Origin of the sequence: Lebetimonas sp. JH292, from assembly GCF_000523275.1 — a bacterium.
Lineage (GTDB): Bacteria > Campylobacterota > Campylobacteria > Campylobacterales > Nautiliaceae > Lebetimonas.
Window position 1 is genome coordinate 127,309 of sequence record NZ_ATHQ01000001.1, and the last position, 21,071, is coordinate 148,379.

General features: G+C 26.6%; 27 protein-coding genes, 1 tRNA gene and 1 pseudogene. 7 read left to right on the forward strand and 22 right to left on the reverse strand.

The window, feature by feature from the left end:
* Positions 1 to 42 precede the first annotated feature (42 nt).
* Complete coding sequence (locus DZ64_RS0100715) at positions 43 to 447, forward strand: cysteine-rich Sel1 repeat protein (RefSeq protein ID WP_024789032.1); 405 nt, start codon at positions 43 to 45, stop codon at positions 445 to 447.
* Positions 444 to 1,130 carry a metallophosphoesterase gene (locus tag DZ64_RS0100720; protein ID WP_024789033.1) on the forward strand — a complete coding sequence of 229 codons (687 nt, stop codon included), beginning with the start codon at positions 444 to 446 and terminating at the stop codon, positions 1,128 to 1,130. The genes DZ64_RS0100715 and DZ64_RS0100720 overlap by 4 nt, the downstream gene beginning before the upstream one ends.
* Before the next feature lie 105 nt (positions 1,131 to 1,235).
* On the opposite strand, the gene DZ64_RS0100725 is transcribed toward DZ64_RS0100720, so the two are convergent.
* Positions 1,236 to 1,835 (reverse strand): LysE family translocator, encoded by a 600-nt coding sequence (locus DZ64_RS0100725; RefSeq protein WP_024789034.1) that lies wholly within the window; start codon positions 1,833 to 1,835, stop codon positions 1,236 to 1,238.
* A gap of 41 nt (positions 1,836 to 1,876) precedes the next feature.
* Here DZ64_RS0100725 and DZ64_RS0100730 point away from each other — a divergent pair, with 41 nt between their 5' ends.
* On the forward strand, positions 1,877 to 2,950 hold the full coding sequence (locus tag DZ64_RS0100730) for a pyridoxal phosphate-dependent aminotransferase (protein ID WP_024789035.1): 1,074 nt from the start codon (positions 1,877 to 1,879) through the stop codon (positions 2,948 to 2,950).
* Positions 2,951 to 2,966: 16 nt separating this feature from the next.
* Positions 2,967 to 3,055, forward strand: a tRNA-Leu gene (locus tag DZ64_RS0100735).
* 98 nt (positions 3,056 to 3,153) lie between these two features.
* Here the strand turns inward: DZ64_RS0100735 and DZ64_RS0100740 are convergent.
* The 14 genes from DZ64_RS0100740 to DZ64_RS13645 all read right to left on the reverse strand — a co-directional run bounded on the left by DZ64_RS0100740 (position 3,154) and on the right by DZ64_RS13645 (position 12,080).
* Positions 3,154 to 3,417 (reverse strand): P27 family phage terminase small subunit, encoded by a 264-nt coding sequence (locus tag DZ64_RS0100740; protein WP_024789036.1) that lies wholly within the window; start codon positions 3,415 to 3,417, stop codon positions 3,154 to 3,156.
* Between the two features lie 1,015 nt (positions 3,418 to 4,432).
* Positions 4,433 to 4,606, reverse strand: a complete 174-nt coding sequence (locus DZ64_RS12145) for a hypothetical protein (RefSeq protein WP_156922581.1) — start codon at positions 4,604 to 4,606, stop codon at positions 4,433 to 4,435.
* A gap of 215 nt (positions 4,607 to 4,821) precedes the next feature.
* Positions 4,822 to 4,968 carry a hypothetical protein gene (locus DZ64_RS12150; RefSeq protein ID WP_156922582.1) on the reverse strand — a complete coding sequence of 49 codons (147 nt, stop codon included), beginning with the start codon at positions 4,966 to 4,968 and terminating at the stop codon, positions 4,822 to 4,824.
* 251 nt (positions 4,969 to 5,219) lie between these two features.
* On the reverse strand, positions 5,220 to 5,372 hold the full coding sequence (locus DZ64_RS12155) for a hypothetical protein (RefSeq protein WP_156922583.1): 153 nt from the start codon (positions 5,370 to 5,372) through the stop codon (positions 5,220 to 5,222).
* Positions 5,373 to 5,521: 149 nt separating this feature from the next.
* Positions 5,522 to 5,728, reverse strand: a complete 207-nt coding sequence (locus DZ64_RS0100770) for a hypothetical protein (protein WP_024789037.1) — start codon at positions 5,726 to 5,728, stop codon at positions 5,522 to 5,524.
* A 1,604-nt stretch (positions 5,729 to 7,332) separates the two neighbouring features.
* Positions 7,333 to 7,575 carry a type II toxin-antitoxin system Phd/YefM family antitoxin gene (locus tag DZ64_RS0100780; protein ID WP_024789038.1) on the reverse strand — a complete coding sequence of 81 codons (243 nt, stop codon included), beginning with the start codon at positions 7,573 to 7,575 and terminating at the stop codon, positions 7,333 to 7,335.
* Positions 7,576 to 7,865: 290 nt separating this feature from the next.
* Positions 7,866 to 7,991 (reverse strand): hypothetical protein, encoded by a 126-nt coding sequence (locus DZ64_RS13635; RefSeq protein ID WP_255327498.1) that lies wholly within the window; start codon positions 7,989 to 7,991, stop codon positions 7,866 to 7,868.
* Between the two features lie 339 nt (positions 7,992 to 8,330).
* The gene (locus DZ64_RS13640) at positions 8,331 to 8,462 is read right to left on the reverse strand and encodes a hypothetical protein (protein ID WP_255327499.1); all 132 of its coding nucleotides are present in this window, start codon (positions 8,460 to 8,462) and stop codon (positions 8,331 to 8,333) included.
* A gap of 86 nt (positions 8,463 to 8,548) precedes the next feature.
* Entirely contained in the window at positions 8,549 to 8,875 is a 327-nt protein-coding gene (locus tag DZ64_RS0100800; RefSeq protein ID WP_024789039.1) for a hypothetical protein, read from the reverse strand.
* Positions 8,850 to 8,999, reverse strand: coding sequence for a hypothetical protein (locus DZ64_RS0100805; RefSeq protein ID WP_156922584.1), 150 nt, complete (start codon positions 8,997 to 8,999; stop codon positions 8,850 to 8,852). Before DZ64_RS0100805 ends, DZ64_RS0100800 begins: the two co-directional genes overlap by 26 nt.
* Positions 9,000 to 10,119: 1,120 nt before the next feature.
* Positions 10,120 to 10,284, reverse strand: a complete 165-nt coding sequence (locus DZ64_RS12160; protein ID WP_156922585.1) for a hypothetical protein — start codon at positions 10,282 to 10,284, stop codon at positions 10,120 to 10,122.
* 45 nt (positions 10,285 to 10,329) lie between these two features.
* Positions 10,330 to 10,557 (reverse strand): hypothetical protein, encoded by a 228-nt coding sequence (locus DZ64_RS0100825; protein WP_024789042.1) that lies wholly within the window; start codon positions 10,555 to 10,557, stop codon positions 10,330 to 10,332.
* A gap of 190 nt (positions 10,558 to 10,747) precedes the next feature.
* The gene (locus DZ64_RS0100830; protein ID WP_024789043.1) at positions 10,748 to 11,203 is read right to left on the reverse strand and encodes a helicase-related protein; all 456 of its coding nucleotides are present in this window, start codon (positions 11,201 to 11,203) and stop codon (positions 10,748 to 10,750) included.
* Between the two features lie 751 nt (positions 11,204 to 11,954).
* Positions 11,955 to 12,080, reverse strand: coding sequence for a hypothetical protein (locus tag DZ64_RS13645; RefSeq protein WP_255327500.1), 126 nt, complete (start codon positions 12,078 to 12,080; stop codon positions 11,955 to 11,957).
* A gap of 1,049 nt (positions 12,081 to 13,129) precedes the next feature.
* Between DZ64_RS13645 and DZ64_RS0100865 the strand changes: the two genes are divergently transcribed.
* A complete protein-coding gene (locus DZ64_RS0100865) occupies positions 13,130 to 13,387 on the forward strand; it encodes a sigma factor-like helix-turn-helix DNA-binding protein (protein WP_024789045.1) in 258 nt (85 codons plus the stop codon).
* On the opposite strand, the gene DZ64_RS12165 is transcribed toward DZ64_RS0100865, so the two are convergent.
* The 3 genes from DZ64_RS12165 to DZ64_RS0100880 form a co-directional block, all read right to left on the reverse strand.
* On the reverse strand, positions 13,388 to 13,534 hold the full coding sequence (locus tag DZ64_RS12165; RefSeq protein WP_156922586.1) for a hypothetical protein: 147 nt from the start codon (positions 13,532 to 13,534) through the stop codon (positions 13,388 to 13,390).
* Positions 13,535 to 14,034: 500 nt separating this feature from the next.
* Positions 14,035 to 14,304, reverse strand: coding sequence for a type II toxin-antitoxin system YafQ family toxin (locus DZ64_RS0100875; protein ID WP_024789046.1), 270 nt, complete (start codon positions 14,302 to 14,304; stop codon positions 14,035 to 14,037).
* Positions 14,297 to 14,548, reverse strand: coding sequence for a type II toxin-antitoxin system RelB/DinJ family antitoxin (locus DZ64_RS0100880; protein ID WP_024789047.1), 252 nt, complete (start codon positions 14,546 to 14,548; stop codon positions 14,297 to 14,299). Before DZ64_RS0100880 ends, DZ64_RS0100875 begins: the two co-directional genes overlap by 8 nt.
* Before the next feature lie 558 nt (positions 14,549 to 15,106).
* On the opposite strand from DZ64_RS0100880, the gene DZ64_RS13940 reads away from it, so the two are divergent.
* Positions 15,107 to 15,262 carry a hypothetical protein gene (locus tag DZ64_RS13940; RefSeq protein WP_369792101.1) on the forward strand — a complete coding sequence of 52 codons (156 nt, stop codon included), beginning with the start codon at positions 15,107 to 15,109 and terminating at the stop codon, positions 15,260 to 15,262.
* 299 nt (positions 15,263 to 15,561) lie between these two features.
* Here DZ64_RS13940 and DZ64_RS13945 read toward each other — a convergent pair whose 3' ends face one another.
* The gene (locus tag DZ64_RS13945) at positions 15,562 to 15,714 is read right to left on the reverse strand and encodes a hypothetical protein (protein ID WP_369792102.1); all 153 of its coding nucleotides are present in this window, start codon (positions 15,712 to 15,714) and stop codon (positions 15,562 to 15,564) included.
* 458 nt (positions 15,715 to 16,172) lie between these two features.
* Here DZ64_RS13945 and DZ64_RS13950 point away from each other — a divergent pair.
* Positions 16,173 to 16,626: pseudogene (locus tag DZ64_RS13950) on the forward strand (redoxin family protein).
* Here DZ64_RS13950 and DZ64_RS0100890 read toward each other — a convergent pair.
* From DZ64_RS0100890 to DZ64_RS0100900, 3 genes are all read right to left on the reverse strand, one after another.
* Positions 16,514 to 18,478 carry an IGHMBP2 family helicase gene (locus DZ64_RS0100890; protein ID WP_051429979.1) on the reverse strand — a complete coding sequence of 655 codons (1,965 nt, stop codon included), beginning with the start codon at positions 18,476 to 18,478 and terminating at the stop codon, positions 16,514 to 16,516. The pseudogene DZ64_RS13950 and the gene DZ64_RS0100890 overlap by 113 nt on opposite strands.
* A 14-nt stretch (positions 18,479 to 18,492) precedes the next feature.
* Entirely contained in the window at positions 18,493 to 19,578 is a 1,086-nt protein-coding gene (locus DZ64_RS0100895; RefSeq protein ID WP_236618619.1) for a ComEC/Rec2 family competence protein, read from the reverse strand.
* Between the two features lie 64 nt (positions 19,579 to 19,642).
* Positions 19,643 to 21,043 (reverse strand): replicative DNA helicase, encoded by a 1,401-nt coding sequence (locus DZ64_RS0100900; protein WP_024789051.1) that lies wholly within the window; start codon positions 21,041 to 21,043, stop codon positions 19,643 to 19,645.
* Positions 21,044 to 21,071 lie beyond the last annotated feature (28 nt).

The following is a 21,071-nucleotide window of genomic DNA, read 5'->3' on the forward strand; positions in this document are numbered from 1 at the left end:
TGAAGCCAAAACATTTCTCAAAATCAAATAAAAGGAAGAAAAATGAAAAAATTAATATTGGTTTTAATAGCTGTTTTTGCCTTCGCAAAACATGGCCAGACTAACGACCCTGCCCTTCAGGAAGCACTGCAGGGACATTACATAAAAGCATTTAGAATGTTTGATAAAAGATGCAGTGAAAATGACGGATATGCCTGCGGAATGGTTGCATATTTTTATAACAAAGGTTTAGGTGTAAAAAAAGACTTAAAAGCTGCAATTGATTATTATACAAAAGGATGTGCCCTAAACGACAATGACAGCTGCACTATTTTGGGATATTACTATTATAAAGGAATAGGTGTAAAAAAAAATTTAAACAAAGCTGTAACTTTACTTAAAAAAGCGTGCAACAACAATTCAAAAGACGCATGCAATTATTTAAAAGAAATTGCCAATATAAAATGAAATACGTCATTTACGGCGATATTCATGGATGTCTGGAAGAATGGGAAGAGCTTAGAAAAGAAATTCCAAAAGGGGCTTTTGAAATAAGTGTTGGAGACATACTTGATAAAGGGCCCTATCCTGTTGAAGCTTTGCGTTATGCTAAAAAAAACAAAATTTTTACAATTATGGGAAACCACGAATATAAACATTTAAGAAAATTTTGGGGGAGAAAAGTTCATTTGGATGAAGACCAGCAAAAAGTATATCCCAAACTTAAAAAAGATGATTTTGACTTTATCTCTTCTATGCCTTTTTTTTTGAAATTAAACCATTTAACAATTCTTCATGCGGGCATTACAAACAGAATTTATCTAAACAATCCACCTTTAAATATTATGACACTGCTTTTATTTTTAAGGGAAGTGGACGAAAACGATAAATTTTTACCTTTAGACAATAATAATCCAAATGCAAGATACTGGGCAGATACATACAATGGACACGAAGGATTTGTGGTATATGGACACAATCCTTTTTTAAATCCCAAAATCAATAAACACGCCATTGGAATAGATACAGGCTGCGTCTATGGAAACAAGCTCACAGCAGCAATTATCGAAGACACCGTAAAGATAAAATATTCAATTATTCAGGTAAATGCAAAACAAAAATATACCGAGCCTCATGTTCCTTTACAATAAATGGAAAATGTAAAATGGGTTTTGCCCATCTGGCTGCTTGAAAAGCAGCTATAATGATAAAAATGTTGAAATAATGTACATTTTAAATACTTTAAAAATTTGCTGTTAATTCAAAATTGATAAAATAATTTCAATATTTTCAATAGCAAACAAAAATAATTTTACTCCAAAAAAGAAAAATAAAACACTGGCAAACTTATTTATGGCATTTAGCCAATTATTCTTTATTTTAATTTTAGAGCTCACTATTGCCCCAAAAACAAATGCTGCACAAATTCCTAAAAACAAACTCACACAACTTAACATAATATTTTTACTCATAAAAGGAGTAATAATAACCGCAAAAAATATCATAGCTTTCGGGTTTGAGAGATTAAGCAAAAGTGCTTCTTTATAAATATCTTTTGAATTTTTACAGACTAAATTCAAGTGAACTTTTTCCTTAAAAATAATTATAGAGATTCTAAATAGATAAATACTACCTAATATTCCCACAATTATTTGGAAATATATATTTTTACCGATGCTGCTAAGCCCAACGGCCACAAGTGTTAAATAAACAATATTTCCTGTAAGTATTCCGGCAACCGCCGTTAGTGAACTTTTAAGACCATGACAAAGTCCCTGCCTTATTACATAAAATATATCCGGTCCGGGAGTTAATGCAGCAACAAATCCAATACTTGCTAAAATTAAATATTCCAAATCTTTCCTTTTTGATAAAATTATATAAAAAAAGAGGTCAAATGAAACCGTTTATTGTAATGGATATTGTAAAAGAAGCTCAAAAATATGAGAATGTTATTCATTTAGAAATTGGAGAGCCTGATATACTGCCCTCACCTAAAATTAAAAATGCCGCATTGAAAGCTATCGAGGAAAATAAATTTTTTTATACAGAGTCTAAAGGATTAAAAAAATTAAGAGAAAAAATTGCAGACCATTATAAATGTTTTTACAATGCTGAGGTAAATCCTGAAAATATAATTATTACCACCGGAACTTCCACTGCTTTTTTAATTGCTTTTTATTTCAGTAAAATTATAGCAACCCCCACTCCCGGATATCCTTGCTATGAAAATTTTGCCGAGCTTGAAGATAAAAAATTTATAAAAATACCTACTAAATTTCCCAACTATGAAATTGATTTAAAAACATTAAAAAATATGGATTTTGATACATTAATGATTTCAAGCCCAAATAATCCTACAGGAAGCGTAATTGAATCTAAAAAACTAAAAGAAATTTGCAAATTTTGTGAAAATAACAACAAACTTTTAATAAGCGACGAACTATATCACGGATTTGTTTATGAGAAAGATTATACAACAGCCTTAAAATTCAATAAAAATGCAATTGTTATTAATGGATTTAGTAAATATTTCTGTATGCCAGGCTTTAGAATCGGATGGATAATTTTACCTGATGATTTAATAAGAACTGCCGAAATAATAGCTCAAAACATCCTAATTTCAGCCCCTAGTGTTTCTCAGTATGCCGCACTTGAAGCTTTTAATTATGAATATCTTGAAAATACAAAAACTGAATTTAAAAAAAGAAGGGATTTTTTATATAATGAATTAAAAGATGTTTTTAAAATAGCAAAACCTGACGGGGCTTTTTATTTATGGTGCGATGTTTCAAAATATTCAGATAATTCTTTTGAATTTGCAAATAAGCTTTTAAAAAATACAAAAGTAGCCGTTACACCTGGAATAGATTTCGGTGAATTTAAAAATTTTATTAGAATAGCTTATACAAAAGAAATAAAAGATTTAAAAAAAGCTCTAAAAAGAATTAAAAATTTTTTAAAAATTTGATATAATTACACTCCACGCGGCGGTGGCGGAACTGGTAGACGCGCAAGATTGAGGGTCTTGTGGGCGAATAAGCCCGTGGGGGTCCGAGTCCCCCCCGCCGCACCAGCTTACCTCAAATCCCAATAAATGCCTTATAAAGAGAAAAAATAGAAGTAAATTGAAGTACTAATTAGTTTTAATTATCAAATAAGAATTTTGCAAACTCATCTTATTCTTGGATTTGCAATTGGATTTCCGCTTGAATTTTCAATAACTCTTCCTTGCTCTATTAAAGCAGCTTCTGCTTCATTCCATTCTTGAAAAGCAAGTGCATAAGCTCTTATCTCAAAATCGCTCAATACGCCATTTTCTTCCAATAAATTAACAATTCTTTGCTCTTCTTTTTTACCAATTTTATTCAATTTAGCTAATCCATTAACTCTATTAAAAATCTTTTTTCCAGCTCCTGGTCTTGCTCCACCTCTCATTTATACTCGTTTGAAATTAGTTTTTGTTTTTTCGCGACTCGGCCGCCGACTGACCGCTTTTGCCTAAAAAATTTCAAACCCGCCCCTCCCGTTATTAGATATACAATTATATAATATTATCCTTTTAATTTTTCGCAATAGCTTTTTTATATTCATTCAAATAGTTTTCTTTTTGTTCTTTTTCTCTACTGACATATAATTAATAAGAGTCTTTAAAGTATTATATTCATCTTCTGGATATTTCTCGCCAAGTATTCTATAAGCCGCTAATTTCAATAATATCCAATGGTCTACTTATTCCTATTAGATTTAATTCTTTAGTCCCAATTCCTCAAAAGCTTCTATTATTGGCCTAATTTCTTCTTTTATAGCCTTTTTACTTTTATTTGTGATTTGAGACATCATATTAACTGCTTGATATATATTCATTTTCTCTCCTTTATTAAATTGTGTTTTTTTAAAAACATTTTTTAATTCTTCAAAATCTTTTTTTGTTTTTGCTTTGAAGTTTTCATCTTTTTTGCTTAAATTCTGTTAATTTTTTTTTATACTTTTAATCTTATTAATCAATTCATTTGCCTCATAAGAGATAATTTGTAAATCAGCTCTTGGGTCAACACTAATTAAAGTCCTAAATAGGCCTTTTTTATGGTTTCTTTATCACAATCTTTATAAATTTCTTTAATTTTTAAAAATGTTTCTGATTCATATAATAATTTTTGCAAAATAGCCCCGTGAGATATACCTGTTGCTTCTTTTATTCTTTATAAGACATTCATATCCTCCATATCTAAATAAGGTCTGTATCTGATTTTATAACTCATTTCTGCTCCTTAAAAGTTTTAAAAAAAATTTTTTTTGTTTTTTTTGTCGATTTGTCGACAACCCTATTAAAAGCCCGTATTTATGGAGGTTTGAGTGTCGACAATTCTAAAAAGAAATGTCGTAAAAAAGTCGACAAAAAGTCTTTTTATATACCCTAATGCTTCAAGTCTTTTAGAAAATTCCCTTTTCCCTACTGGTCTAATACTTTTCTAATTTGATTTCTTGTTATAAACAAATACAGCTTCATTGGTATTGTCCTTTTAAAAGGAATGATTAAAAATCTTCTAAAAAAGCCGTCAGTATATTCAATTTCTTTAAGTTTCATTTGATTAACCGCAAATATTAACCTCGCATAATTTTCCATTGTGAATGGTTTTTGCCTTGCCCCAATCGGTTCTCCACTTGCTAATTTTTTAAATGTATCGCTTTGAAGTTTTTTAGTATTGTTTTCACTTCCAAAATGCTCTGTAATGCTCCTGCATTAAATCATCTAATGAATAAAAGCTGCCCCAATACTCCCGCAATTACTTCCATTACTACGCTTTTACCATTTGCACCAAAAATCTTTATAATCAACTTTTAATCTTTTTGTGTAAGAGGCAATGGTTCTCCATCTTTATTATAACTTGGAATATATCCAAGTTTCTCTTTTGCATAATCAATAATATTAATTTTTTTTACATTTCCTATAAGTGTGCTTAAAAATTCTTTTTGTTTCATTAACATTTTCTAAATTTTCTCTTCCCACTGGCTCTAATTGCTGAATCAAATTAATGATATTTTGCTGCAGTTCTTTTTTTAATTTTTTATAACTTTCATCTTGTTCGTTTTTATAATCTAAATCTACAATATAATGCCATTTATTTTATTAGCTTGTGTTTTGGATAATGCTTTCCATTTTATACCTCCTTTTCTTCTGTGTCTGGCTTTTTTACTATCTAACGCATAAAGAGGAATAAAAGAATCCCAAATTTTTCTTAATTCCTCTTGTGTTCTATATCTGTCTCTTCATCTCCATTGAATCCAGTTCCAAAATCTTTGATTCTAATGCTCCCGTCTTTTGCCTGATATATACGTATTGATATAACCTCTTCTTTGGTTAAATATTGTTTAATTGCTGCAATTTGCATTTTTCATCCTTTGCAAATGTTTTTTTATTTTTGCAATTTGCCTTTTAGAAATAATAGTAAGTTTGAATATGTTTAGTCTGCACGCTTTAACTTTTGCCTCAATTTCATCTTTTGCACTGATTACAATTCCAACTTTTCATTTTTTTACTTTAAAGCGGAAGTATTAAGCTTAATTTTCCACTTATGATTAAAATCTCAACCTGTGCTAAACCTTTTTGCAATACTTCCCAGCCTTTATCTGTAAATTCTAAAATATTTAAATCATTAAAAGTCAATTTATGTTCTTTTAAATAATCTTGAAGTCTTTTATTATTTAATGCTTTTTCTCTTATTGGAATAAGTTTTGCTGTTTTCATTTAATACTCCTTTTTAGCGATTATATATTAAGTTCATTAAATATGTTTAGTAACATATATAATAAAGGCTTTTTATGAAAATTTTCTGATACTACCAACGATTAAATTTTTATCTCTAATTCTTTTATATCTTAACGCTGTTGCATTTTTTTCTATTTTAAGTATAATCATATTGCTAAACCTTTTAAATGCTATTGAATCACTTTATTTTTATTGCCTTGTAAAAGAAGATGGACTTGTTTTTCTTTTATAAGGCTTTACCCATTGGCTTCTTGAAAATTAATCTTTTTATCAGTTTTTAAAAATTCATCTTTTGCTTCTTTGAAATAATTAGTATTGTCAAATATCCATAACCTGCTGTTCTTTTTGCTAAATATTCCTCAAATGCTTTTTTGTTGATTAAAGTTATTTTCGGACTTGGTTTAAGTGGCTTTGGGAATTCTTTATCATTTGATACAATGCAATTATGAGGGGAAAAGAAAAAATTAAGGTAAAAATTTCTATCATAGATAGCTTTTTTTACCAAATAAAAAAGTAAGGAAAAATAACGATTTTATGGGAGTTTTATGTTTTTTAAAAATTTCTTTGAAATATTTATCAGTATTTATTTTTTTTCATAATATATTATTATATGCTGGAGTATTTTTTGTGATATAGAAAACTTTTTTTAATTCATCTTCATTTTTACATCTATAAACTATATCATTAAATGTAATATTTTTAATTTGCAGTGCAAAATCGTATATTTGATAAAATTTATCATAATAAATTTTTCTATTAAAATATAAAAAAATTTTTTTGGGTTTAAAAATTAATTTTTTCTTAAGAAAAGTAATTTATACAGTTTCATTTTTAGTTTTATCAAATTCTTTAAAATTTTTTTTATAGTTCTTGTAATGTTTTTTTCATATTATTTAATTTATCTTCAAATGTAATATTAATTGTTTTGAAATTATTATTTTTTCAGGATTTTATTAATATTATTAATTTTCAAATGAAAATCTTCATTTAATATATGGATTATAAAAGAGGATTAATCAGTAATTAATTTTTCTAACTCATATATATAATAAGATTTTTAACATTTTCTTTTCTCATTTCAAGATAAATTAAGCTCTTTTTTAGATTTTTATTTAAAAGTTTTTCAATATAAAATTTAAGCTCGATTATTTCTTCTACTAATTTATCAAAATTTTTATTTTTTAAATTCCTCTAAATTATCATTAAGTATTCTTATATTTTTTCTAATAGCTATTAGCCTACTTCTTACAAACTCTTTAACTATTATTCAATACTGCTTGCATTTTTTCACGCTCCTGTTTTTGAGTAATACAATTATAGCATTTATTTTGATAGTATATTTATTTATTTTAATTTAATAATTTTACACCTTAAAGAAATACCGTAATTTAGGGGTTTTAATTAATTTAGGGAAAGCCCATAAATAGGGGATTAAATTTAAAAAATTTTAAAACAAAAAATTATAAAATAATCCTTTTAAAAAGCAAAAAAACAAATATTTTTAAATGTACCTCTCTTTTAAATCTGGGTGCTTTTTTAAAAATTTAGCACTCTTTTTTATAAATTTATCATCATATATTAATTTATAACTCATTCTCTATTCTCTTAATAAGCTCGTCTGCACCTGATACAAAAGCTTCGTTTTTTTCTTTTTTTGCTTTTAGCTCATTATAAGCTTTATCAAGCATAATTTTTTCATATTCTTTAATTGGTAGCATTACATAAGCAGGTTTGCCTTTAAAGGTAATAATGGCTCTGTTTTCTTTTTTAATCTCCTCTTCTATTGCTTTAATTCCTCTTTTTCTTAAATCAACTACATTTATCATATGTATCCTTTAATGTATAGTAAGATATACATATTATAACACATATTTTTGTGAAATATCTTATAAATTTATACTTTTTTTATGAAAGCGTAATTTTGGTGTCAATGATGCGACAAAACTTACTACAAAAAGCTCGTATTTATGGGCTTTTTTTTCTTTTTCCGACAAATCGACATAAAAAAAATAAAAAAAAAATAAAAATATTCCTTTTAAAAGGCAAAATTAAAAATTAATTAAAAACTCTTCCCACCATTCAAGCAATTTTCTTCTCTCTTTTAAAAAATCGCTTCTCATATAAGCAATTTTTCTTCTTTAAATTTATTAGGTTTTAAAATCTGTAATACTTCTTTTGCTTTATAAGTTTTATTTGTGCTTCTTGTTGCATTAGGTAATTTAATTTTGTTTAATGATTTCAATAATATCAGTTCTTGTTATTTCATTAATTTTTTTATTGCCTATAAATGGTTGAATATAATGAATATATGTTCTTTTTTCTTTAATTCTAAATCTGTTTGCTTTAAGAGACAGGTTTCTTATTTCATGTGCTATGTTTACCCACTAAATTATGAGTTAGATAACATAAGAGAAAGATTGAGACAATAAATTTTTATAAATCCCTTAATTTCGTTATTTTGTGATACATACTGAAACACCCCCCGCCGCACCAGTTTATCTTATTAAAATCCCTTAAATTCATAGCTTAAAATTAAGTTTCTTTGATAGTCCATCTAACAGTCCAAAAATTAAATTTTATTTTACATCGCTTTATTACTGATAAGCTTAATGCTTCTTGCCAATAAATACCAGGCAAAAAGAGGGCCGAACATTATTCCGTAAGCTAATCTTGAAGCAAGTCTAACTCCCTGTTTTTGAAATATTTTTTTCATTGCAATGGCCAAACTAATGCAACTGAACTCATTGTAACTCCGGAAACTACTACTTCAGTTTCATTTACAGGCTCTATACTCTCTATTTATTTAAATTTTCTTTTGCAATTTTTCCCAAATACTTTATGGGCATATTCAGGATTATGTTCAAAATAGTCTGAAATTTCTTTTGTAGTTAAGATGGGGGTATCTGGATAATTTAATAATGCATGTTCAATAATTTCAGGATTATGCGTAGCTTTTAGGGAGAGTGCAATTTTTTCTCCTGTATCTGTATTTGTAAAAATTATATCAGAATCGGGATGTGATTCATTTGTAAACCCTTCTAACTGCTCTGGGGAATATTCGGAAAATTTTTTTGCAATTTCTTCAATTGGGGTATTTTCATCATCTAAGTCTGATAGCCTCTTCAAAAATTTTTCCCAAAGGCCCTTGCAATATATCATAATGACCGCTTAAAAGATAAGCCATAGCAGCTGAAGCAAAAATTTCATCTATTATTTCTTTAGTGTCGTAAATATCGCCATTAAGCCACATTTTAAGTCTATTGGCTACTTTTTTTAAGTTTTCAGTATTAAAAGTATTTTTTAAAATACTTAATTGATGAATATACAAATTTTTTGATTTATTAAAAATTTCAAACCATAAGATTGGTAGTAAATATTTCTGCTAATATCAAAGGATTAAGACCTGGAATTATAGAAAAAAGAGAAAAAGATAAACTGAGATTTGTTTTAAAAATAAATAATCCACTTCCCCAATATATTTAAAAATTTCAGTAGGTCTTAAAATACTTATGCCTACATGTCTTGCTATGACATATCCCATCCAAGCCTCAAATGCAATAGATACATAAACCCCAACTCCGAGCTGTCCTGGAAGGCCTGCTAAAATTGCATTTATTATTATAAAATATGTTTTTTTAAAGTTTTATCAGGATAATAAAATACTTCTTTAAAAGATTCAAATATAAAATCTCTTAATTTTATATCTTCAAACAGAGCTGAAACTTTATTTATATTATTAGAGAGCCACTTATTTATATATAAAAGAATTTTTTGCTCCTATGCCAGAAATATAAGGTTTTTATTTTTCTTTAGAAAAGATTTTTAAGTGCACTTAGTTTTTTTTAAATAAATTTTTTTTAATATTATTTTTTCTATTTTTATTTAAATTTATGTTATAATTACCTTGCAATATTTCTTTTTTATTATTTGTGTCATAATTTTCAGTAAAGTAATATACATATGCTTTTTCTAAAATTTATAATTAATAATTGGTCTTTTTTTTCTTGAATATCAAAAGATTTATATCACTTAATCCTAGTTCCAAAATCATTTCATTCGGCTCTTTATATGAATTTTTATTGAATTTGTATAATTCATTATTTTTCGCAAACTTATTAAAAAAATAATCATGATTTGTATAAATAAATAGATTTTTTTTAGCCCTTGTTATTCCTACATAATATCTTCCCAAGCTTTTATGTAAAATCTTCCTTACTTCTTAAAAAGTTTATTAATTAAATCTTTTTTATAAGGTTTTTTAATACATTATTATGAGTTAAAACAGCAATTTCATTGTCAATTTCCCCAATTTCTATTATTTTTTTAATTACTGGATCATAAAGATTTTTTCCTTTTTTTTAATTTTTCAATTAATTCATAAGCAAAACAACAATTTCTTTAATTTCTCCGTATTTTATTAGTTCATTTATTACTTCAAAAGTATTAGGACTTTCTCTTTCTCTATTTTTAATCAAATCTTTATTATTTTCTCCTAAAATATAATACAAATAGGAATGAAATGTATGAATATCCAATTTGTAAATATCACTCCCTATTAAATTATATAATCTATCTTTAAACTACAATTCAGGATTAACTTTTTCGTTATTTAAAATTAGATTGGCTATTTTATTAACAAGGGTTTTTGCAGCACCAGCTAAAATTAAAAATTTATTATATTTATCTTTATTACTTTTCTCATTAGTATATTGATTTACAAATCTTTTAATTTTTAAAACATATTGAGGATAATAAATTATAACTCCATCAATTAAAGTAATAAATTTGCATATATACAAGATAATCACTTATTTCTTTTTCTTTCAGTTCGGGAATTGTATTTCGTATTTCCGATAGTTTTATTTCATTTTCATCTTTTAAACATTCTTTACATAATTTATATTTATTTTTTTATCTAATCTATTATCTTTATAAATTCTTTCAAATCATTTAATTTTTTCTTGATTTTCTTCTTGTATGTTTAATTTTTGAGCAATTTCAAATTATTCCTTTTTCTTTTTTATTGTTTTTTTTGTTAAAAATATTTGTTTCTCTTTCAATTAAACCTTCTTCGACTAATTCAGCAATAATATCATCAAGTTTATGCTCATATTCATTATTATTAACATCAATACTAAGTTTCGATTTTATAGCTAAATCTACTGGGGTTATATATATTCTATATTTATTGAAAATCTTTTCATCTCTTCCTGCCCTTCCAGATTCTTGCATATAATCTTCAATATTTTGGGAAGAAGCAAAATGAATAACACTTTCAATATCAGGCTTATCAACTCCCATACCAAATGCAGTAGTAGAAACAATAATATCAATATAATTATTAATAAAATTTTGCAAAATTTCTTCTTTATATTCTTTTTTTGAATGAAAACTCTCAACCCTATAACCAGTTTCAATATTTAATTTATTAGAATACATTATTTTAATTTGCATTTAATTATTATATCATCTTGATACATTTCTTTTAAAAAATCTCCAATATATCTGTAATCAGGCCTAAAATCTTTAAAATTATTTCATATATAATAAACTAACTTTCCCGCTTTTATTGATGTATTGTATTTTGAATTAAATCCATCTATCTGGTCTTTCATTAAACTTCTTAAAGGAGAAATGGGCTTAAATTGTCTTAATTCAAATTCATCATTATTTGATAAGGTTTTTATATATGATTTCTTTAAAATTAATTCTTTTATTAATTTTTTTAAATTTTCAATGGGAACAGACTTGTTGAAATATTTTGATAAAAAAATAATTGCTATTTCAAGAGGATATTTATTTATATAATCTTTATCTAAATTAAAACATTGATTTATTGATTATTTTTTAAAAGATAAAACAATGAGCATTTAATATTTTTAGGTAATACTTTAAAATTAGTACATAATTCTGAAAAAATAGCTAACGATTCTTCTGCATTCATATGTGTTGTTTCCTTGATTATATAGTAATTGAGGTATATCATAATTTACAATATTATGTCCACCTATAAAATTTATATTTTGATTTTTTAAAAATTCAGTAAATTTATCAAGAGTAAATAAATGACGGCTGAACTCCTGCTCTTTTTTCAACATTAATTGTAACAATATCAAAAAAAATCAAATTATAATTCAATACTTTGAATATATTTAATTATAATTTTTATCAAATACTTCTTTTGAATTATCTATATTTAATTAGATTACAAGTTATTATGAATATAATCACTGATATATCCACCGCTTATAAGCCTTGTCAAATCTTCTTTGTTTCTAAAAAATGTCCCTTCATATTTTTTGAAAAGTTCATCAAGATAACTTTCTGTCATAAAATTTTTAAGTTATAGATAAAGACTTAGTCTCTATTTCAATATTAAATCCGTCTATCGAATGATAATTAATTTTAAAAAAAATTTTATTTCTTTAACTAAATCATCAAAAAAAGGATGTAAATGATATATATTCAAACCTAAAAGAAGGATATTTTTCTTTTGTTTTTAAATTATTTAATTTTTTTTTATTATTTCATTTTGCAAATATTCAAAATATTCTTATATATTCTTTAATAAAACATTTTAGAAATTCTTTTTCAATCTTCTCAGTAATTTTAATTCTTTTCAAGAATTTTTCCTTAGTATTTCCAATCTAATTTCATCTATTTCATTAACTTTTGATAATCTTTTACTGTAATCAATTTTTGATTTTTCATTATTAAGATATTTAATATCTTTTCTTTTGCAAAATCGCCAATAAGTCCATCTTCCATAAAAAATGCATGCGAAAGTAAAGTGAACAAAAGGATTTATATTCATTTCAATATTCTTCCCATCTTTTAAAAAAATATAAATTTTCTTTTGGGATGTCTGAAAGTAAAAAAGGTGAGTGTGTAAGAAAAAATAGATTTATCTTTTTATTGAATATCTTTATTAAATTTTTCAATGATATCTTTTAAATATTTTATTTAAATTATTTAATTTTTCCCCTTCAAAAAATTCAGCTTCAAGCCACCCAGGAAAATAAGAGACAATTTTTTAATAAATTTTTAAATTAATTTCAAAACTGTTTATCATATTTTCAAAATTTTCAATCTTATTTTTATATATTTTCTTTTTTTAATAAGATTTAAATTAGAAATATAGTTAATTTAACTTTTTATTATAGATTATATTCAAATATCAAATATATAATCTTTTTTATAATGAATATAAATCCTTTTATTCACTCTCAGTTTTAAAAATTCATTTTTATCTTTTATAAAAAAATACAAATAAATTTATATAGATTGATTCTTCATTAGTTGTTAATTCTTATATATTCTCTAAAGTATTTTTGTCAAAGTATATATAAAGTCTCTAAAATATTAAAAAAAGGGGAAAAGATGAAAAAACATCATCCAAAAATTGAAATCTTAAAACAATATTACGATAAATATAAAAGCTATGACAAAGCTACCTTAAAAATGTTAGAAGAAGGAAAAATAGAAGATATAAGAGAAGTAAAGGGTCTTACCCTTGAAGAAACAGGCTATATTTTAGGAATTACACGAGAGAGAGTCAGACAGTTAGAAAGCAATGCCATTAAAAAACTAAAACAAATAGTTCTTAAAGAAAAAAGAGATTTAAAAGAATTCGCATAGTTAATACAAAAACCCAAACAGCCAAAGAGGAATTTCATCAAATCCTATTTCAATATTATCTTTTATAATATATGCATTTTCAAGATTTTTGATTTGTTTTTTGGTTTTATTTTTTCCTCCTATTTCAAATACATAATTATCATCCACTATATAATCCCCCTGTTTTAAATATCTGATTTTATGTTTAAAAAGCTGTGATACAAAAAATGATTCTCTTATTGCTCCTTTATTTTGATTTGAACATAAAACATTAAAAAGATTTGGATTATCTAAAAGAATTTTATCTGGCTTTTGAAAAAGGGCATTTCCTTTTTTATTATAATAAAGAAGATGTATTAATTTTCCTCTTAAAAGAGCCTCTATATAGTTTAATTTTATCTGTTAACTTTTTTAAAAGCTGTTTAGTTTCTGTTTAGTTTGTTAACTTTTGTTTACTTTTTAAATTACTTGTAAACTTTTGGAAACTTCAAAAAAGAAACTTTTAAGACTTGTTTCCTTTTGTTTCCTTTTTAATCTTTTCTATTAGCAGAATAGGAAAAATCAAGGTATTTTTTTGCAAAAAAGTGTTGCTTTTGTATTTTTTAAAAGCTCTTAAATCCCCTGTAAAAGGGAGCTAATGAAGTTTTTTACCTGTTGCATAAGTGTTGCTATTTAAAAAGCTGTGAGTGAGTTCCAATTCTAACAAGGATTAATTCTTCGTCTGTTTTGATGTATATAACTAATAAATCTCCTCCTATATGAAACTCTCTTGTATCACTCCATTCACCTGTTAATGAATGGTCTTTTGCTTCTGGCGGAAGTTCTTCATTATTTAATAGCAGAGAAATATAATTGATAAATTTTTGAAACTGAGTATCGCTTATTTTAATTTTCTTCATATCTTTTATGAATTGCTTATGCCTTTTTAGTTTAAGCATTAGCTAATCTTTTAAGCTCATCTATACTTGTTTTTTCCACATTTTTACCTGCTCTTGCTTCTTTAATAGCTTTTTGAGTAGTTTCATTTGGAATTTTTACTTCAAAAGGCAGTCCCTTATGCTTCACTATCATTGCAGTGAAAATATTAACTGCTTCTGAATAGCTCAATCCTACCTGTTTTAAAATTTCTTTTGCTTCTTCAAAATATTCTTTTTCAATCCTGATACTTGTTTGAGTTTTCATATCAATCCTTTTTTTTATTATTTATTATACACCATTTGGGATATAAAAACAACTATACCCCCACCCCCCTAAAATTAGTTTTTGTTTTTTCGCGACTCGGCCGCCGACTGATACACCCTAACGCCCTGAAAAGCCCATAATTTCGGCATTTTCTTGGGGTGTAAACCCTTGAAATGCTTACACTTACTTACACCCTAATTATTTATTAAATACTCTAAAACTCTCATAAATAGGGGATTTTGATATGTTTATGTCCCTTTAATAGTAAGTAACTTAAAAACTCCGGGTCAATTGCTTTTAATTCCTCTAATAGTTTTTGAGCTATGATATTTTTTTGATACATTGCATTAAAAAGTCTTGTAACTAATGGTCTTTTTATTTTCCCCTCTTTAAAAGCTTATTTTCCTTATTCTGACATTCAGAAATGCACAGTTCATCTTCTTCTTCCGTCAATAAAATTGTGATACTTTTGAAAAAGGATTATCTATTTTTCAGACTGAAATAATTGAAAAATTTAAAAATCACTATCCGACTTATATCAAATATCTTAATTCAAAAATAGAAGAATTTTTAGCTTTTTTAAAATATCCCGAAACTATTAGAAAACTTATCAATTCAACAAATGCTGTGGAATCCGTTCATTCTACATTTGTATTTTTAATTTTGCTCTTTTTATCTAAAAGAGATGAATTTAAATTTTTTTATGATTTTTGAATATGAAGTATGGATGAAAAGTATTTGATATCACAGACACAAAATTAATGGTATGTCTCAATTTTTTTAAAGTATTGAAGTATATTAAGCAGTGTTATCCGTTAAAGGAAGTCTAAAAGGCTCTTTATTATCCTTATATGTATTTGGAGGATAAATAATAATCTTTCTTTTAAAATCAATATACTCCCACTTTAAGCGGTAAAGTCCTATTTTTCTGTTTTTTCTCTTCTATTCCGTAAGCTGGATTATATTCTATAAGTCCTAAATTTAACGCATAATCAATGCAGTTTATTAGATAATTAAATACCTATTAAATCATATCTTGTAATTTTGTCTATCTTCTTATAACCCATAAAAGGAATAGCATATTTTTTAAAAGCTCTTAAATAATTGCTCTTAAATCTTTTATTGCTAACACTTCCTTTTTTTAATTCTAAAAACTCATAAGCTATTGTCTTAAAAGTCTTTTTTTTCTTGCTCCCTTTTAACGGCTTCTTGCAATATCTCTGGCTGTCTTTAAAGTAATATCAGGATAATTTCCTATTTTAAGGCTTGTGTCTTTTTTAGTTCAAATATTTGTATATCTAAACTCCCAAACTATACTTTTATTTTTTTTAACAAGTCTCAAACATTAATTGCTGTTTGAGTTAAAACTATACTCATATTAAACTCCTTTTTAATGAAATATGGTGCGGTTAAAAAACCGACCCCACTACTGACCCCACTTTTTTTTGTGCTAATATGATACAACTAAAACTAATAAAAACAAAAATATCCCGATATTTCATGGTAATATTTCAAAAGAAGTGATACAATCTGAAACTGAGAAAAACCTACGCACCTCCGCCGCACCACTATCCTTCTATAAATTTTTCTCCAAAAGAATTTCATATTAAAATTTAATTTTAGTATGTGTAACTTTTTGTTACATTACATTTTTATCTTTTTTATTAATAAAAAAAGGAGACAACTTTATGGGAATCAAGTAAATGTTGGAGATAAAGCTCCTGTTGTAACCCTGCCAAATAACGCACTTGAAGAAATAACAATTGGTGGAGCTCAGGGAAAAGCTCAGTTAATTATGATTTTGTTCAACTGAAGGAATTGAAAATCTTCAAGTATTAGAAAAATGTTTTAGTGTAAATTATGGAACTTTAATTGCTGAAGGTCCACTTAGAGGTCTTAGTGCTAGAGCAATATTTGTAGTAAACAAAGAAGGAAAAGTAACTTATAAAGAATTAGTTCCTGAAATCACTGAAGAACCAAACTATGAAGCAGCTCTAAATAAACAGTTTTATAAATCCCTTCTTTTTTTATATATTCAATCAAATTTTTATAAGTTTTATTTATTCTTAATGTTTTAGCATCACCTATTATAACAAGTTTTCTTTTAGCCCGTGTTATTGATACATTCAGTCTTCTTATATCCTTTAAAAACCCGATTTCTTCATTTTCATTTGCCCTAACAAGACTTAAAATAATTATTTCTTTTTCCCTGCCCTGAAAACCGTCCACAGATTTCACTTCAACTGAGTTTTTCATTATTTTTTTTATATATTCTTCATGGTCTTTATAAGGGGTAATTACTCCGATATATTCTTCTTTAGCCCCGTTTTTTATTAATTTTTCAACTATTTTTTTTACATACTCGGCTTCAAGTGGATTATATTTTGAAAAACTTCCGCTTTTTGATTTTTCTATAAATTTTCCTTTTGTATCTATAAAAACAATTGGCGTGTATCCTCCATAAATTTCATCTTCTAAAATTCCTAAATCTTTAATTGTTATATTTTTAATTTTTTCATATGTTTTTACCCTGCATTCATAAAACTCACAGCTTACAAAATCATTTATTTTTTCATTCATTCTGTATTGAATACCCAGGGTATAATAAATATTTTTATATAAATATGTAAATCTTTCAAAAAGTGAAACCATAAGTCTTGTATCATTGCTCAAAATTGTTGGAGGCAACTGTTTATGGTCACCCGCAAAAACAGCTTGCTTTGCTTTTATTAAAGGAATCAGCGTTGATGGCTCCATTGCCTGAGCTGCTTCGTCTATAAAAACAACATCAAATTCTTTTGTTTCCAAAAATTCGCCGCCAGCCCCTGAATTGGTTGCAAAAATAATATCTACATTATCTAAAATATCATTCATAATAGTTTCTATTTTTTTATTTTTTTCATCATAAAGTTTATTTATATTTTTTTGCAATTTCAGCCATTCTGCCATTTCTTTTATCCACTCGGCCTTAATACCTCTTTTTGCTTTTCCTTCTTTTGCTAATTGTAAAATCTCCTCATCGCTCATCCCTCTTCTTCTACCGGGAGTCGGTTTTTTGCATCTTTTTTCCTGCATATGTTTTAAATCATCTATTTTTTTATTAATTTTTTCAATTTCTTTATATCTTTTATCCCTTCTTATTCTTACATCCAGAGAAAATTTCATAAGTTTGGAATCAATTTTTGCAGGATGACCGATTCTTACAATATTAAATTCCTCCAGTTTTTCCATAACATTATCAACCGCCACGTTACTGTCTGCCGTAACTAAAATTCTTTTTCCTATGTGCTTTTTTATAACTTCAGCCAAAGTGGTGGTTTTTCCTGTTCCCGGAGGACCGTGAATTAAAAAAACATCTGAGTTAATACACTTTCTAAGAGCAGCATTTTGACTTTCATTTAAAATATCGCTTCTTTCATCAACTTCAATAATTTCCGGGGCTTTTTTACCTAACAATACATCAATACAATTTTTCATTTTACATTTTCCATTTTTCATTTCATCTAACGCTTTTATCATTCTTTTAAATGTAATATCATTAACATACAAATCAAGTCTGTATAATTTACTTCTGAATATTGCTTCTTTTGAATAAACTTCTATAAAATTTTTGCCAACACTGCTAACGGTTGCTTCTTTGGAAAATTTTAAAGGCTCCCCCCTGCTCACTAATACAATATCCCCTACTTTAATTTGGTGTTCGGGCATATTATTTCTGTTGAACATGTATATTTTAAAATCTAAAAACTCTCCTATATATTTCATTTTAAGCCCGAGCAGTGCCCTGCCTTTTTTTTGTCTCTCTTGTGGCGTTAGTTTTTTTATTTCATTTAAATAAAATTCTTTTTCTGCTTTTCTTTCTTTTTCAATTAACTCACTAAAATATTTTTTATACTCTTCAATATTTTCAAATTTATACATTATTTTCATTTAATATAACCTTTTTAAATTTTTATTAAAATAACTATCAATGCAAATAAATTTATACCATAAAAAGCCCACTTTCTGTAATAAGCAAAAAAACTTAAAGATAAAAAAAATAAAAGTATCCAAAAATCTACATTAACATAATAATTTTTCTCTCCCATATTAAGATACCACTGTATAACTTTATCAAACAATCCGCCAAACCCTGTTAAATGCAAAAATATACTTACAGGATAAAAAACAGAAAACAATATGTTTACAACAGGTGAAAAAAATGAATAAAAATTGAAATTATAAAAAAAATAATGCCCCAATATAAACATAACCAAATACATATAAAAGCTCAAAATCAAAGAATTGACAAAAGTCGGTTTAAAATATTTAAAAAATAAAAATATATAATATACACCCATAAAGCTTAAAAAATATCCGATACTGAAAACTTTTTCAAAAAATATTAAAACACTTATTAAAAATGTCCATATTAAAACACTCAAAGGCTCTTTTTCCAGATAAATAAGACTTATAAAAATAACCGTTTCCATAACAAAAGCCCTGACAAGCGATGAAGGAAAATTAGTAAAATAAAGATATAAAAATTCTGTTGTTAAAATAAAAATACCCAAATCAAAATATCTGTTTCTATACGGAAAAAAACGGCTTTGAAAAAATTTATAAACAGGATTTAACATAAAAAACAAAATTGCGCTTAAAAAGCCTAAATGAAGTCCGCTTAATGCAAAAAGATGACTTATTCCAAGAGTCGAAAGGTCTTTTCTTGTGCTAAAATCAATAGATTTGCCAAAATACAAAGCTTTGTATAAATTTGTTATTTTTATATTTTTATGCTGATTTTCAACATATTTTTCAATTTTTGAAGGTTCTTTTAATTTCAAATCAAAACTTGGGGCAAAAAATCCGAAAAGATAATTTTTAAAAGAGATATGTTTGGTAAAAATTTTAACAGAGACATCTTCATTCAAAAGATTTTTTAAATCATCCCTGTTTATTGTATAAAAAGTTAAATTTTTTGATTTTATCTTCAATACATAGTAATTTTTCTTTTTATACTGATTTGCGACAAACCCGTCTATTTTAACCACTTTTTTTGAAATAAAATTTTTATATAAAATATAAGAAAAAGCCCCTCTTAAAAACAATAAAAAACTAAATAGTAGGAAGGTCAATATGAGCTTCGGTATGCTCAACTTCTTTAACCTCACTTAATTTATCGGAGAATTTGGTGTATTTTTTATGAAACAGCATTTCAACGGTGCCAGTCGGTCCGTTTCTTTGTTTTCCGATGATTATTTCCGCATCTTCTATTTCCTTTTCATTATATGTCACTTCCGCAGCTTTTCCTTTTTGAATTGCTTCTTTTTGTTTCTGTCTGGCTTCCAATGCTTTATATACGTCATCACGATAAATAAACATTATAATATCTGCATCCTGTTCTATTGCGCCTGATTCTCTAAGATCACTCAGCATCGGTCTTTTGTTAGGCCTGCTTTCAAGTGCCCTGTTTAGCTGGGAAAGGGCAATTATGGGTATTTGAAGTTCGCGCGCTAAAAGTTTAAGACTTCTGCTAATCTCTGCAATAGCCAAATGCCTTTCTTTAATATCTGAATTTATCAACTGAAGATAATCCACAATTGCAAGAGAAATATCTCTGTTTTGAGCTTTTAATTTTCTGAGTTTTGCCCTTATTGTATGAATATTGACACTTCCCTCGTCATCCACAAAAAGAGGTTTTTCGCTTAAATAATCACTTACCTCGGTAAGTTTGGACCATTCTTCATCATTTAAATTCCCCCTTCTTAAGTCCTGGAGAGGAATATCGCTTGCCGAACTTATCATTCTAAGCATCAGCTGCTCCGCCGGCATTTCAAGTGAAAAAATTGCCACCCCTTTATCCTGCCTTAATACATTAAATGCCAGGTTCAGTGCAAAAGCCGTTTTACCCATAGAAGGCCTTGCGGCAATTATTATCAAATCGCCTTCTCCAAATCCGCTTGTTTTTCTGTTAAGTTCAACAAATCCGGTATCAAGCCCTGTTACAATTTTATTTTGCTTTGATACCTGTTTTTTAATATAATCCAAAGTTTCGTTTATTATTTTGTTTGAATCTTTAAAATCCCCGGAAAGATTGGATGTTGCGATGCTGAAAAGTTTACTTTGAATCTCTTCAACCTCTTCAACAGCCCTTTTGTCTTCTTGCAAAACTGTTTTTTTAATTTCTGTTGAAAGATGTATAAGCTCTCTTTTTACCGATAAATCTTTTATCTCTTTTGCATAAATTTCTACCGCTTCTATCGGGGCGGTTCCCAAAATTTCTAAAAAAAGCTCTTCATCAAATTTGTTTTTTTTATTTAAAACATCCCTTAAAAAAATTTCATCAATAGGCATATCTTTATGATACAACTCTTCCATAGCTTCGAAAAGATATTGATGAAAAGGAAGGTAAAAATCTTTAGGGCTTAAAATAGCCGCCACATCTTCATATACTTTCCCGTCAAAAATAACAGCACTCAATATTCCCCTCTCAATATCCAAATTATATAAATCCAATTTTACTCCTTATGTTATAATTATAAAA

Excerpts from the sequence above, each read along its gene's own strand:
- DZ64_RS0100890 (WP_051429979.1), bottom strand. The coding sequence starts at position 18,478 with ATGAAAATAATGTATAAATTTGAAAATATTGAAGAGTATAAAAAATAT.
- DZ64_RS0100770 (WP_024789037.1), bottom strand. The coding sequence starts at position 5,728 with ATGAAAACAGCAAAACTTATTCCAATAAGAGAAAAAGCATTAAATAAT.
- DZ64_RS0100830 (WP_024789043.1), bottom strand. The coding sequence starts at position 11,203 with ATGCAAATTAAAATAATGTATTCTAATAAATTAAATATTGAAACTGGT.
- DZ64_RS12155 (WP_156922583.1), bottom strand. The coding sequence starts at position 5,372 with ATGCAAATTGCAGCAATTAAACAATATTTAACCAAAGAAGAGGTTATA.
- DZ64_RS13640 (WP_255327499.1), bottom strand. The coding sequence starts at position 8,462 with ATGAAAAAAATATTTCAAAAACAGGGAGTTAGACTTGCTTCAAGATTA.
- DZ64_RS13645 (WP_255327500.1), bottom strand. The coding sequence starts at position 12,080 with ATGACAGAAAGTTATCTTGATGAACTTTTCAAAAAATATGAAGGGACA.
- DZ64_RS0100720 (WP_024789033.1), top strand. The coding sequence starts at position 444 with ATGAAATACGTCATTTACGGCGATATTCATGGATGTCTGGAAGAATGG.
- DZ64_RS0100730 (WP_024789035.1), top strand. The coding sequence starts at position 1,877 with ATGAAACCGTTTATTGTAATGGATATTGTAAAAGAAGCTCAAAAATAT.
- DZ64_RS12145 (WP_156922581.1), bottom strand. The coding sequence starts at position 4,606 with ATGGAAAATTATGCGAGGTTAATATTTGCGGTTAATCAAATGAAACTT.
- DZ64_RS0100740 (WP_024789036.1), bottom strand. The coding sequence starts at position 3,417 with ATGAGAGGTGGAGCAAGACCAGGAGCTGGAAAAAAGATTTTTAATAGA.
- DZ64_RS0100715 (WP_024789032.1), top strand. The coding sequence starts at position 43 with ATGAAAAAATTAATATTGGTTTTAATAGCTGTTTTTGCCTTCGCAAAA.
- DZ64_RS12150 (WP_156922582.1), bottom strand. The coding sequence starts at position 4,968 with ATGTTAATGAAACAAAAAGAATTTTTAAGCACACTTATAGGAAATGTA.
- DZ64_RS0100875 (WP_024789046.1), bottom strand. The coding sequence starts at position 14,304 with ATGCTTAAACTAAAAAGGCATAAGCAATTCATAAAAGATATGAAGAAA.
- DZ64_RS0100805 (WP_156922584.1), bottom strand. The coding sequence starts at position 8,999 with ATGTGGCTTAATGGCGATATTTACGACACTAAAGAAATAATAGATGAA.
- DZ64_RS0100780 (WP_024789038.1), bottom strand. The coding sequence starts at position 7,575 with ATGATAAATGTAGTTGATTTAAGAAAAAGAGGAATTAAAGCAATAGAA.
- DZ64_RS0100865 (WP_024789045.1), top strand. The coding sequence starts at position 13,130 with ATGAAAAAACATCATCCAAAAATTGAAATCTTAAAACAATATTACGAT.
- DZ64_RS0100880 (WP_024789047.1), bottom strand. The coding sequence starts at position 14,548 with ATGAAAACTCAAACAAGTATCAGGATTGAAAAAGAATATTTTGAAGAA.